This window comes from Mesotoga sp. UBA5557, assembly GCF_002425715.1.
Classification (GTDB): domain Bacteria; phylum Thermotogota; class Thermotogae; order Petrotogales; family Kosmotogaceae; genus Mesotoga.
In genome coordinates this window covers 143,687-157,005 of record NZ_DIMV01000018.1, presented here as the reverse complement: position 1 = coordinate 157,005, position 13,319 = coordinate 143,687, and the positions used below count along the sequence as shown (strand labels likewise).

Below are 13,319 nucleotides of genomic sequence, written 5' to 3'. Positions count from 1 at the left end.
GAGAAAGGCTTGGAAGAGAGAGTTCTCGTAGTCGATGTTGATTGTCTAGGAGAGCTGGCAACCCGTAACGGGTTGCTGGCTCTTCCTTTGGATGAAATTAGAGAACGCGTCAGGAGATTCGGAAGGTTCGTACCGCGTTCCGATGCAGAGCACGATGAATCAATGAGGCAAATAATACCTTATGCGGTCTTCAAGAATGGAAATGAACACCTCCTCATGAAGAGAACTAAGAAGCAAGGAGAAGCGCGTCTTCACGACATGTATTCGATAGGTGTCGGGGGTCACATCAATCCACAAGACGGAGCGTATCCCTGGGAGGCATTTGAGAATGGCTTCGAACGGGAGATCCGAGAAGAAGTCTCGGTGGAAATTCACTCAATTGAATACTTGGGAATCTTGAATGACCTTCAGACGGCTGTAAGCAGGGTCCACATGGGTATTGTATACTTGGCAGAGGTGGATTTCAACGGATTTAACGAAGTAGAAAAGTTCACGGGTGAGATGGTCCACCTGGCAATGCTTTACAAATATAGGGAGAAGATGGAAACATGGTCTCAAATCGTTTTGGGATATCTTCTGTCTCGTTGAAATGTCCGGCAAAGATAAACCTGTATCTTGCGGTAGATAAGAGGAGAAGTGACGGATTTCATAACATAAGCTCCGTCTTCCAGACAATAGATTTATTTGATGAGCTGATCCTTACTCCAGGAGTCAGTGAGACTTACTTCAAATGCAATACCAACATAAGCTGGAATCAAGAGAACACTCTTCACAAAGCGCTTACTGAAGTTGAAAGGCAGACTGGGAGAAAGATCAAAATTGGAATGGAACTGAAGAAGAGGATTCCTCCAGGAGGAGGTTTGGGTGGAGGTAGTTCAGATGCCGCTTCTTTACTGAGATTCTTTGCTCAGATATTCGAAATCGAACCTGAAAGACTGATTGAAATGGCATCGATGGTCGGTAGCGATGTCCCTTTCTTTCTTAGAGGTGGAACAGCAATAGTTTCGGGAAGAGGCGAGATTCTTAATTATCCTGGCGATGTAACGGGATATTCCGTTGATTTGAGCTTTCCGGAGGTTGAGGTCTTGACAGTACTGGCATACAGATTAATAGATGAAGGGGATTTCTTTCCTGGAATTGATGAGGAAGGGGCCGAGCAATACTATAAAGCTCTGAAGGCTCATGATAGCCTTGGGATAAAGAATCTTTCTCTAAATTCATTTCAGAATCCTATCTTCAGTCGCTTTGCGGAGATCAAAGAGCATTATTCGAAATCCTCGTTGGAGAAGCCTAATGCAGTCGTTACGATGATGACAGGATCAGGATCAACCATCTTCTCACTTTTTCAGGGCAGAATTGGAAAGTACAGGTTCATTAGTTCAGAGGAGCTGAATAGAATATGGTATTCGACGGGTTGACTCTTCAGAGAGTCTTAGCAGAGATCTCAACTGGTCTTGGAACGCAGCTTCGGCAGGTATATCAGATTGGAAAGACGGAATTCTTTCTTAAGCTGTCAAAGATGGGAATCGAGATTTCCGTAAACCCCTCTTCTCCATATGTAATTGCATCTGAAAGAGATCGGAACTCCCCGTCGCTAGAAACCCCTTTCAGCATCTTCTTGAGAAGACATTTGAACGGTTTCTTTGTCACAGGAATAGAGCAGAAGGAAATGGACAGAATACTGAGGCTAGACTTCGAAGGAAGGGATGCCTTTGGCGAAAGGACGAAGTACTCTATTGTAACTGAATTCATTGGCCCGGGCTCGAATATGATAGTGCTTGATGAAGAAGGCTTGATAGAGCAGACATTCAAAGAGATGATTACTTCTAAGAGGTCTCTGGTTAGAGGACTTAAGTATTATTCTCCCGAAAGCCCCGGAAGGTGTTTGAGAAAACTGTCAGCTGAAGAAATTGTCTCCACCCTTCAAGAGTCTAATCAGATTCTTTCGAAGGCAATCAGCGTATCCTTTACTGGCCTCTCACGAGCAACAACTGAAAACATAGTCGGATATCTTCAGCTTGAAGACGTTCCTCCTCTTGCACTTGGAAAGGAAAGGCTCCGCGAGACTGCCGAATTCTTGAAGAGTCTGGTGGACAACTCCAGTGACGACTTTCTTTTCACTCTTGAAGCCAAGAACGGAACTGAGCTTTCTCCAATACCTCTTGATTTCAAGGGTCATTGTGAGAAGATTCCGGCATCCCTGGCGATCAGCAAGACTCTTGAATCGATAGGGGTTGAAACCGAGATTGACAGGAGAAAGTCAACGATTCTCAGAAAAATCGAGAGAGCTTCAAAGCGACTCTTCCTATTAGCCGAGAAGCTTGAGAAAGAGCTTGCAGAAGTGGAAAACTACGAAGAATTCAGAAGATACGGAGAGCTACTCGTCGCAAATCTTTACCGGTTGAAGGAAAGACAGTCAGAAGTGGAGCTTGATGACTGGGAAAGCTCTATCAAGGTGAGAATATCGCTCGATAAGAGACTGACGCCATCGGAAAACGCGCAACTCTTTTTCAAGTACTTCAGCAAGTCACAGCGGAAAGAGTTTCAAGTGAAGAAACGGCTGAGAATACTTCGTGCTGAAAGCGATTACTTGGAGCAGCTGAAAGAGATGATCGTTCAGGCAGAAACAATTGACGATATTCAGGAATTCTCATCGGAATTGGAAGAAGCAGGAATAATTCACAAAGGCAAGAGCGAAAGAAAGAAGAAAAAGAAGGTTCAGAAGTACGGACCGAGAGTCTTCGAAAGAGATGGAATGAAGTACCTCGTGGGAAGAAACAATCTTCAGAATGACGACATAACGAAAAACGCTTCCAGGAATGATCTGTGGTTTCATGCCCGAGGCATTCCCGGAGCCCATGTTATACTTAAGAGAGCGGGAAAAGAGATCACTTCAGATGCTCTCCATTACGGCTCTTTTCTTGCAGCAATGTATTCAAGAGGAAAGCAATCTGGGAAGGTGGAAGTAGTATATACCGAAGTTCAAAACATAAGAAAGCCCAAAGGAGCTAAGCCAGGGATGGTTCTATATAAAAAATCGGAAACAGTTACGGTAGATCTCACCAAAGAGATGGTACCGAAAAAATGATAAAGCTTCATCCATATATCTTTTTTCTGGGAGGTTTCCTAACTTACGCTTCGATCTTCTTTTCGAGTGCTGCCGTGTCGATGACGATGTCGGTTATCGGAATGACAATAAGCCTCTATATCTGGTATATTCTTGCCTGGAATCGCGATAGACACATAAAGAATATGAAAACGAAGGGCCTCGTTAAGCCGGAGCAAATTCTTGAGCTCAAAATCACAAGTAATTCCAGAGTCTGGGTAATTCTGTACTCCGCCAGCTATTTGACAATGAACTTGACGGGTCTTTATATCGTCAAGGCCATTGTTGAAAACATAGACATCAACCTCGATGTTCCCAGCGTAGAAGAACTGATGACGCTGCTCGGCACTGGCTACGTTCTTTCCAGCTGGTTGTTCTTCTTGACAGGAATCGCTTCTCTGTTTCTTTACGGAAAGCTGATCACAATGCTGTACAACGACGAGATGAAGATACAGTCACTTGAGAGCAAACACAGGAACATCCCTGAGTTGATTGTCAAGCCACTGTCTATAGTTGTGATGGTAGTCTTCACGCTCGTAACCTACGGCCTGTTTAGCTGGTTCATGAGATACAGGTTGGCCGCTATACAAAGATTTCACAACCAGATCGAGAGTAAGCTTGACGAGCTAGATATTTCATTTAAGGAAAAGGCGATTCAGGAGCAACAGCAAGAGGAAATAGAGAGTCCAAAAACGAAAGACAAAGAAATCCTGGACAAATACTCTTCCAGTCTTGCCACGACCGGCGAAAGCGAAAGAAGAAAAGAGATTATCGCTTCTCTATTCAGAGATCTGGGCGATCTGAAATCCGACCAGGCTTTATCTCTGCTCAATAATCTACTTTCGAGGCAGTTACTTACGGAAAATGAGTTCAACAGGCTCACAAGACTTTTAGTTTAGCAGGAGGAAGGAAATTGATCCGATTCAGAAGTGCAACCATAACTTTGATAATAATAAATGTCGTCGTATATCTTTTTGTTATGATCATGGGGCTTTTCAGGGGTCCATTGGGTGTCAGTTATCGCGACTTGATAACGGTTTATGGTGCGGTGAGCAGGCTTGCCCTTTCAAATGGCCTCATTTACACCCCTCTGACCGCTCTCTTCCTTCATGGAAATCTGATGCACATTCTCTTCAACATGTGGGCTCTATTTCAGCTTGGACACATAGTTGAAGGAGTTTATGGTATGAAGTGGTACCTTATCTTCTACTTCATTACGGGAATTAGCGGGAGCCTGAGTGCTGCTGCGTTTTCTAATGCATTCACTATTGGCTCGAGCAGCGCAATCTTCGGACTCGTAGGTATCCTTTTCACTTTGGGACTTAAAGATGACACTCCTGTCGCGCTACGCTCGATAACCGGGTACTCCCTACTTCCTATCATATTGATCAACTTGTTTCTCGGCTTCAGTATTCCAGGGATAAGCAACGCGGCTCATATTGGTGGCCTTGTGGCCGGTGCGATAATCGGTTGGTTCGCAAAGCCTGCTTATGCTAGATTCGCCCGTACTAGAAAAGTCTTTACGAAGGTGAAGGAGAAGAGTCCCGAAGAGTTCTCCAGAGATATTCTTGTAAGGTATATTCCTGTTCTGAACGATCTCAAAAACGTGAAATCAGAAGAGAGAACGTTGAGAATCGTTCAGTTGAGAAGTGAGCTGAGCAGTCTAAAGGATCAGGAAGTAGCCTCAAAAGTTCTCTGGGAGCTCTACAGACGTGATCTACTTTCAGAAGAGGAGTTCGAACGCTTGAGAAGATTTCTTTGACATTACAATAAGAGCCCCTTTCGGGGCTCTTTCATTCTATGAAGTCGCCGTCGATATGCATCTCAGCATCCACAAAGTCTTCTACAAAGAGAACTCGGGGAGCGTCAATACCGTTGAAATTAGTAGCATACTCGGTTGTGTAAGCACCGGCATTGATGAAGTATAATATGTCTCCGTAACCAATGTTCTTCGGAAGATCGATTTCATGATAGATCGTATCCACGGAATCACATGTGGGTCCCGCAAGATGAAAAGAGATCTTTGTGTCATCAACCTTTCCTTCGGTAAGGACCTCGTATCTGAACCCTTCGATTGTCTCCGTGAGGCCGTGAAAGACACCTGCATCTATGTAGACCCAGTTTTCATTACCTTTCTTGCTTCTAAGAATAACCTGGCTAACGAGAACAGCGGAATTTCCTACCATCGATCTTCCTGGTTCTATGAAGAGCTCGAGATTAGAAACTGAAGACATGTACTTGTCGAGTGCTTTGTTAATAATGTCGCCATATGACTTAACAGACTTGATTTCTCTGACATGCTTAACCGGCATCCCTCCACCAAGGTTCAGCATCCTGAGATTTATACCCTTAGAGCGCAGAGTCTTGAATACTTCCGAGGCATCTCTTATGGCGTCGTCCCAGCTATTGACGTTGTAATTCTGAGAACCGACATGGAAACTTACCCCGTATGCATCAAGTCCAAGCTGATCGGCGTATTCCATTATTGAAATGACATGGTTCACATCGGTTCCAAACTTTCTTGACAGAGGCCAGTCGCAATCGCCGCCGCTGGTAGCGATTCTTCCGTACACTTTGCTTCCGGGAGCGTGGGCGGCTATCTTCTCCACTTCCATTTCCGAGTCGACAGCATAGTAGTCTATTCCAACGGAATAAGCGTATGCAATATCCTCTACTTTCTTGATCGTATTCCCAAAACTCATTCTTTCTGGACCAATTCCAAGCGAGAGGAGTTTCTCAATCTCACCGCGAGAAGCTACGTCGAAATTACTGCCGAGGTCCCGAAGAGTCTCGATAATCCTGGGGTGTGAGTTCGCTTTAACCGCGTAAAACACCTGAACATTCCTAACATGGCTTACAATGTCGAAATAGTTGTTTCTAACGTAATCCATATCCATTATCAAGAATGGTGTCTTTACTTCTCTTGCGGCCTTTCTTACCTCAGGGGTAATGTGCACTACGGCATCCCTCCTATAAAATAATCAAGTTATTGTAGCATCGATACTATGAAGGAATGCCAAAGATAAAATGTCATTTATAGTTTAATAACGTTACAAAACCATATTGCCCAATAATAGGCGCTTTCAGCTTTCTATGAGGAGTCTGCAAGTTTTTTCTAGAAATTCCCGATCAATATCATCGAAACTGTTTTGAAAATGACTGTCAATATCCAGTTCACCTATGACTCTTTCATCGACAATCAAGGGTAGTACGATCTCTGACTTGGTACGCGCGCTGCACGAAAGATAGTTGGTCTCCTGTGAAACATCTGGTATGAGAAATACACTCTTCGTCTCGGCCGCCTGGCCGCAAATTCCGCTACCAAAGCCTATCCTGACGTGTTCGGTGGGTTCGCCCACATACGGTCCCAGTATGAGGGAGTTATCTCCATCGGAAAGATAGAAGCCTGTCCAGTTATAGTAGTCTACATACTTGTCGAGAAGTTTCGAGATAATCGTCATCTTCTCATCAAAACCGCATTCCTTAGTGCTCATCTCTATGTACTTGAGTAAACGGTCAAATCTCAGTACCTTCTCCTCCAGAGACATACTAATGCGAACGTTCATTTCGGAATACTCTATGAAGTCTTCCAATGCCCTCATGGCTACGGCAGGGAAGTCTTTTATGTTGCCTTCACTCCAGCAATGAAGAAGATCTATCATTACTACATTTCCCTTTGACGTTGGAACGATAAGATGCTCTTGTTTTCCCAGAGCACCCAGAATGTGGATCACAAAGTCTTCCCTTTCCAGGTGAAGCTGTGACGATATCTTTCCAAGATTTTTAAGGACCCTCCCTTTCTCGATAGGACCATGACTTTCCCAATAATGAGAAAGTCTGTCTATCTCCCTTCTTTCCAGTTTCTCAATCTCTCCTGAGAGGGTTCTGTCATCGAGATTGTTCTTGAACATGTATTCTTCTAGTACCCTTGGATGCTTTTCTCTGTATGCAGCCCAGAAGTCTCCCCACTTTTCCTTCGGATAGCTTAGAATACTGAAATAGTCATAAGTGAAATCCCTGAAAATGCTCCTCATCTAGCTAATTTCCTCCTACGCCAAGCAATACATAAGCATCATAATTGGACGGGTAGAATCTGTTTTCAGAAAGCGAATCGATCAGGCCGTAGTAGTAGTCCAGTCCCCCAAAGCTTGAAGTAACCATTACTATAGGTCTATGATATACATGAGCCTTAGAGAATAGCTCCCTGATTTCCGTTGCTCTAGTATTAATGAAGAGATATGTACCTCTCTTTTCAATCCCATTTATTTCTGGAACTAGACCCGTTGCATCTATCTTCACGCCTGCCTGAGCAGACCACTGAGCCTTTATTGTCTCGGCAAAATCTCCGAAACGAGTGCTGTAATCAGGAATGTTATTGACTACAAGGATTTTTGGTGAAGAGCTTGCACCCCTTGTAGGTTCTGGATCATCACTTCCCGGTCCTGTAGGTATTATCCGACCTTCTCCATCTATGTAGTAGTCTATCTGGGCAAAGCTGACAGACCTCGGTCCAGTGAAAAAGCCGACGGCGAAATCCGTGAGAGACTTCTTGTCGATGCTGATATCTGTCTTTTCAAGCAAGAAGTCAATCATCTCGATTATCTTTGAGGGTCCTGCGTTAACAAGGTTCTTCAAGAACTGCTCCACCACCTGTCTCTGCCTCTCTATCCGGCCCAAATCCCCAGAATCCGCCTGCCTATAACGCAGAAACTTGAGCAAATCTTCACCCTCAAGAAAGTGTATTCCAGGTTCAAAGTGAATGTGGAGTCCCTGCTGAAAGTCATCGTGATGCATCAAGGAATTCACTTCAACTCTTATAGGACCGGTGAACCTTGTCAGTTCAGTCACAGTGCTGAAATCAACAACTACCCAACCGGTTATTTCTCTTTCTGTGAGTTCCTCGACTCCCTTGATAAGTGCCTCCATTCCAAATGAGTTGTATAGCGAATTGATCTTCCTTTTCTCAGATCCATAAGAAATAACTGTATCTCTCGGAATACTTTTCAAGAGAAGTTTTCCAGAGGATCCAAAGTAGACTATGGAAATATAGTCAGTTCTTCCGCCAACGGCAGCCTTTGAGTTACCTCCAGAATCTATGCCAACTATCAGCACTGTCTCTCCCGCAAGGTCTCTTCCAGTCATAGAACCGTATGCATCCCTGAAAACCAGAAAAACTAGGAAGAAGAAGAGAAAGACCTGAAGAACCGAAATGGTTGCAAGGGTAAAGTGAACAGACTTCATCAGTTTGAGAGTGCTCTCTTCACACTGTCAAGAGAATCGGGCTTTAGATATAGACGGCTAACGGTTTCTCCCCCAACCCCTACAGAGATCTTCAAAGGAAACTGAGTTAGTGTTTCCAGCTGATACGCCATCCTTGAAGAGCTTCCAAGTCTGTCGAGAAGTACGGCAATCCCCCTAGATGTAAGAGTAGTGGAACCGTCGTTTTCCTTTACTGTTTCTGCAAGTCCATTTATCTTCCAGTAATCGAACAGCTTGAACCCTCTTAATGCCATTGCATCAATTAGCTGAACGGGATTCGAAGCATTCACACCTAATCCCGATGCGAGTTCACTTATCAGCTTAGGACTAAGATTCACGAAGTATGAGAAGTCACTGTTGGTGTTCAACCAACTATGCACCAATCTCATTGCCTCTGCACCAAGTTGAGGATCAAGGACCTCTTTGGAGTTCTCGATCGTTGCAAATACCGGAAAAGTTACCACAGAAGTCCGGGCGCTCACAGTGGTTCTCAAATAGTAGTACACGTGTTCATTGCCCTCCTGCCAGTGGAAGAGATAGTCCACATAACTTGCCTTCATCTCATCGCTTCCGCTGACTGAGCTGATTGTGAAATACACATAACCGGCACCGGCAGCAACGATTACTAAGATAACAATAATCAGCCACAACAACTTCGGACCACGTCGTTTCTTTGGCTTAATTAGAGACATGATTGGCACCTCCAAGTAATTCATTCCACGTCCACACAGTCTCAGGAAGCAAGAGACTGCCCGACTTTACGGCCCATGTTATTTTCAATCTTATCACGTCAACAAACGATTTTTCCAGATCAGCTTCGGCCGTCACACGAATCTGGAGGGCCTCGGGAAAGGATCTACTTTCCTCGCTAATATCGGCAATCATAAGTATCTTTCCAAGCATACACATACCGGGAATCCCGCTGACATGCCAGTACACTGCCTCAAACACGTCACCTTGCAGTCCGAACTCTTCATTTAGAAAACAGGCAGCAACCTTGCCATGAAGAAGAATTGGGAAGTTTCTCTCGATATCTGATGGCTCTATCCCGTATGAGACTGCCTTTCGCATAAGTTCATCTCCATCCGCATCTCGGAAGAGATCGTGCGACAAGGCTGCGAGTGCTGACTTAAAAGGGTCAGAGTGATGTACAACGCTGAGTCTCTTTGCCAATCTCTCGACCCCCGAAATGTGTTCTAGTCTCTCTGGAGAGCAAGTCTCTTCTGCCTTCTCACGAACAGCTTCAGTTAGCAAATCGTACCCTATATTCAACCTCTACCTCCGCTACCTCGCCTGGATCGACCGATACCGTGTAAGTCCACATACCTGTTTCTTTTATGTACTCGAAATCACAATCTTCGCAATTCAGGTGGAATTGTTCGGCGTTCTGACCAAGGTAGTCTTCAATTTCAACTGTAACAGTCTCCTCGGAAAGGTTCCTAACGTAATAAGTGTTCTTGTAATATCTATACTTTGAATCACCAAGCGTTGTCACAGTCGTCTTTCTACCCGAAACTTCTATTGATCTTGCTATGCTTTGAAGAACAACACTCTCTCCCTTTGCAATATTTCCAATTCCTGCGGAACCTAAGTATACAGATTCGCTCCAGACCTCCATGACGCCGGACGGAAGATCAATTGGAACTTCATTCAGATAAACGTCAATTTCAACTCCGGTGAAGCTACTTCCGCCTCTACTTGCTCTGAAGACTAGCCTCTTATCTCCAGAAAAGAGTTCGGAGAGAAACGCAATATAGTTGGTGCCACGTTTCAGAGGAACGGAAATCTCGTAAAGTCTCGTCTCAGCATCGGAAGTAGTAGGAGATACTGAGTAAGATTCATTTACCATCTTTGCCGCCATGTCCCTGGTTGCATAACCGTAACCTGGATTTGATGAGACCAGAGTCACGTTTTCATTGGTTTCCATTTCAAGATGCACTATCATAAGACCCGTTAGAGAGAAATCCTTAAGTGAGAGCGAGTACCTCGTGGTCCAGCTGTTGTTCCTAACTTGATACGCAAATGAAGACTGACCGCTGAAGCTATCCTGGGAGTTCAACAGAAAACGGGCGTTTGGGCTGAACTCATCGGAGAAAACAGGATACCCTTTTGGATTCACGATGATTTCGCCATATGAATTTCTGAATACTGGAAGAGGCGAGACAACCTCAAGTCTCTCAACTCTACCGTCTTCATAAACAAACTTAACAGGTCTTCCCAGATTTCTTTCGTATAGCGATTCCACGCTGTCACCTGGAACAAAGTTGATCGTAGTAGACTCAGGCACCCCAAATACCGAGAAGGTTTCTGGTTGAACCTGGACACCATAAGGAACCTCAATAACCGCTCTTCCTTTCTCAAAAGCTACCTCCCCGGTAAGAATCGAGAAACCATTGAAAATATAGAGTTGCTCAGAAAATGCGACAAATGCTCCGATAATGAAAACAACTAGAATCAGAAACCTTTTCATACCCCACCTCCAGTTATCACCAGATCTCTCCTTCCTCTCCATAGACTTCGACACCGTTCCAGATCATTCGCTGCCAAACAGACTGAAATAGAGAGTCCAGCTCGCTTCTTTTGCACGCAACCATGCTTACGGTAATCTCTGCTTCCAGCTTCGAATCGTGCTTTCCCGTCTCCACAACGGAAGCGTTGAAGTTTCTTCGAAGGTCGCTAAGGATCGGCCTTATGATGGACCGTTTTTCCTTCAATGAGCTTATTCCGTAGAGTCTCAATAGATAGGTCACATAACCTACGTGCATCTTGTCTCCTCCAAGTTCTCTCGAATCTATGACATCTGGCGCTTGACTGCCGTTCAAAAGAAAGCGGGGGATAACCCCCGCTTCGTCAATCTGAAAAGCCTTACTTCTGCTGTTCTTCAAGCTCCCTCTGTCGTTCAAGAATGATTTTCTGCTGGACATCTGGCGGGGTCTCCTGATAAGAGTTGAATCTCATGGTGAAGTAGCCCCTTCCGCTAGTTATAGAGCTCAGCTTGTTAGCAAAATCAAGCATTTCCGCAAGTGGGACCTGAGCGACGACTTTCGAAGTGCCCTTCCCTTGAGGTTCCATGCCCATCGGTCTGCCTCTTCTAGAAGTTATCTCACCCATTATATCCCCTGTTGCTTCTTCGGGAACGAAGACATCGACATCCATCAAAGGTTCAAGAATTACCGGATTGGCTTCTCCCATACCATTCTTGAACGCCTGCCTGGCAGCTATCTGGAAAGACATATCTGAAGAATCTACATCGTGGTAAGAACCGTAGAAAAGCGTTACTTTTGCATCGACTACCGGATAAGAAGCCAGCATGCCCTTTTTCATTGCCTCAACGACACCTTTCTCAACTGCAGGGATATAGTTTTTCGGAACGACCCCGCCGACGATTTTATCAATGAACTCAAAACCGGCACCACGTTCATTAGGCTCAATTTTGATCTGAACGTGTCCGTATTGACCGTGACCACCGGTTTGCTTTTTGTGTTTATACTCAGCCTCAACGGTCTTTCTCACTGTCTCTCTGTAGGCGATTTTCGGCTTTCCTACTTCGACATCGACGGAGAAGAGTTTTTTCAGCCTCTCTATCATTATGTCTAGATGCACAGAACCCAGACCGCTGATAACCGTTTCATTGGTTTCGGGATCGTTTTCCCACTTGAACGTAGGATCGGACTCTGCAAGTCTCGCGAGACCTCCGCTAATCTTATCGATGTCTCCTTTTGACTTGGGCTGAATCGATTTAGAAATCATTGGTTCAGGCATTTCCGGCAATTCGAGTTTCAGCTGTCTGTCCTTGTGAGCTACCGTATTACCTGCAGCGCTCTTCTTGAGCTTACTTAACTTGACGATATCCCCGACAGTAGCCTCATCTACCTCAATCTCCTTTGTACCCTCGGGAAGCATAACATGCCCGACTTTCTCCAAGGATTCTTGATCAACCACGATGAAAGTGTCTCCTTGTTTGAGTGTCCCTGAAAGTATCTTCATGAAAGTCAGCTTTCCAACGAAGGGATCAACGACTGACTTGAAAATGTAAGCCACAAGCGGCTCTTCTTCGGTAGCGTTGACTTCTATCTTCTCTCCGGAAAGAAGTGTGGCTGCCTTGGGCGATGTCTCTGATGGCTTCTTTCCAACTTCGATCACAAAATCGAGTAGCTGCGAAATTCCGATATTTTTTGCTGCCGAACCAAGAAGAACCGGAATCACTTCATTTGCAAGATAGGCCTTTTTGAAAGCCGAGGTAAGCTCATCTGTCGAGAGGGTTTCTCCCTCTAGATACTTCATCATCAGCTCCTCATCGTTCTGAACGATGTCCTCGATCATTTTTGTTCTAGCCTCTTCGGCAGCCGATTTGAGATCTGCCGGGATATCTTCTTCTTTGAACACGCCACCATCTTCGAAAATGAACGCCTTCATTTTCACAAGATCAATCAGACCTCTGAAACCAGCTTCACTGCCTATTGGAAGCTGCACAAGAACCGGTGTTCTCTCAAAGGTGTCTCCTAGATCGGCGAGTGTATCTGCGAAACCGGACCTCTCTTTGTCCAGCATGTTGAAGAATGCAATTATCCCTTTTCCATGCTCTTTGGCGACCGAACCAAACCTTTCGGTTTGTATCTCAATCCCGGCAGTAGAATTTATTACCACCACGATGTTCTCTGACACTAAGATTCCGTTTGCAGTTTCAGCATAGAAGTCCGACATACCGGGAGTATCGATGACGTATATCCTGCTATCGTTGTGGGGAACACTTGTTACCCCCATTGAGAAACTTGCTTTCTTCTCTCTTTCAACTTCTTCAGAATCGGTTGCAAGGATGCCTATACGATCAATCAACTTAGCGTTATAAAGCATCGCATCAACAATTTGAGTTTTTCCAGACCCGTGGTGCCCAATTAGTGTAATGTCTCTCTTGGCATCGACAGGAATCTTGTCCATATCTGACCACCTCCAA

The 13,319-nt window shown here is 44.8% G+C and carries 13 protein-coding genes; 5 read left to right on the top strand and 8 right to left on the bottom strand.

The features are described 5' to 3' along the window. Positions 1-9: 9 nt before the first annotated feature. The 5 genes from B3157_RS02120 to B3157_RS02100 are packed head-to-tail and all read left to right on the top strand — an operon-like array spanning position 10 to position 4,868. A complete protein-coding gene (locus B3157_RS02120; RefSeq protein ID WP_292588499.1) occupies positions 10-588 on the top strand; it encodes an NUDIX domain-containing protein in 579 nt (192 codons plus the stop codon). Beyond that, positions 549-1,418: a 4-(cytidine 5'-diphospho)-2-C-methyl-D-erythritol kinase gene (gene ispE, locus B3157_RS02115; protein WP_292588497.1), complete on the top strand. Its 870-nt coding sequence runs from the start codon at positions 549-551 to the stop codon at positions 1,416-1,418. Before B3157_RS02120 ends, ispE begins: the two co-directional genes overlap by 40 nt. Then, positions 1,400-3,088 carry an Rqc2 family fibronectin-binding protein gene (locus tag B3157_RS02110; RefSeq protein WP_292588495.1) on the top strand — a complete coding sequence of 563 codons (1,689 nt, stop codon included), beginning with the start codon at positions 1,400-1,402 and terminating at the stop codon, positions 3,086-3,088. Before ispE ends, B3157_RS02110 begins: the two co-directional genes overlap by 19 nt. Beyond that, positions 3,085-4,005, top strand: coding sequence for a hypothetical protein (locus B3157_RS02105; RefSeq protein ID WP_292588494.1), 921 nt, complete (start codon positions 3,085-3,087; stop codon positions 4,003-4,005). Before B3157_RS02110 ends, B3157_RS02105 begins: the two co-directional genes overlap by 4 nt. Positions 4,006-4,019: 14 nt before the next feature. Next, positions 4,020-4,868, top strand: coding sequence for a rhomboid family intramembrane serine protease (locus tag B3157_RS02100; RefSeq protein ID WP_214060421.1), 849 nt, complete (start codon positions 4,020-4,022; stop codon positions 4,866-4,868). 31 nt (positions 4,869-4,899) lie between these two features. On the opposite strand, the gene B3157_RS02095 is transcribed toward B3157_RS02100, so the two are convergent. From B3157_RS02095 to fusA, 8 genes are all read right to left on the bottom strand, one after another. Beyond that, positions 4,900-6,063: a type III PLP-dependent enzyme gene (locus tag B3157_RS02095; protein ID WP_292588490.1), complete on the bottom strand. Its 1,164-nt coding sequence runs from the start codon at positions 6,061-6,063 to the stop codon at positions 4,900-4,902. Between the two features lie 126 nt (positions 6,064-6,189). After that, on the bottom strand, positions 6,190-7,140 hold the full coding sequence (locus B3157_RS02090) for a GAF domain-containing protein (RefSeq protein ID WP_292588488.1): 951 nt from the start codon (positions 7,138-7,140) through the stop codon (positions 6,190-6,192). A gap of 4 nt (positions 7,141-7,144) precedes the next feature. Further along, positions 7,145-8,347, bottom strand: coding sequence for an LCP family protein (locus tag B3157_RS02085; protein ID WP_292588486.1), 1,203 nt, complete (start codon positions 8,345-8,347; stop codon positions 7,145-7,147). Next, on the bottom strand, positions 8,347-9,057 hold the full coding sequence (locus tag B3157_RS02080; RefSeq protein WP_292588485.1) for a hypothetical protein: 711 nt from the start codon (positions 9,055-9,057) through the stop codon (positions 8,347-8,349). The genes B3157_RS02085 and B3157_RS02080 overlap by 1 nt, the downstream gene beginning before the upstream one ends. Further along, a complete protein-coding gene (yqeK, locus tag B3157_RS02075; RefSeq protein WP_292588483.1) occupies positions 9,044-9,637 on the bottom strand; it encodes a bis(5'-nucleosyl)-tetraphosphatase (symmetrical) YqeK in 594 nt (197 codons plus the stop codon). The genes B3157_RS02080 and yqeK overlap by 14 nt, the downstream gene beginning before the upstream one ends. After that, complete coding sequence (locus tag B3157_RS02070; protein ID WP_292588481.1) at positions 9,609-10,835, bottom strand: hypothetical protein; 1,227 nt, start codon at positions 10,833-10,835, stop codon at positions 9,609-9,611. The genes yqeK and B3157_RS02070 overlap by 29 nt, the downstream gene beginning before the upstream one ends. Before the next feature lie 16 nt (positions 10,836-10,851). After that, positions 10,852-11,250: a DUF503 domain-containing protein gene (locus B3157_RS02065; RefSeq protein ID WP_292588479.1), complete on the bottom strand. Its 399-nt coding sequence runs from the start codon at positions 11,248-11,250 to the stop codon at positions 10,852-10,854. Then, entirely contained in the window at positions 11,231-13,303 is a 2,073-nt protein-coding gene (gene fusA / locus B3157_RS02060) for an elongation factor G (RefSeq protein ID WP_214079325.1), read from the bottom strand. Before fusA ends, B3157_RS02065 begins: the two co-directional genes overlap by 20 nt. Positions 13,304-13,319 lie beyond the last annotated feature (16 nt).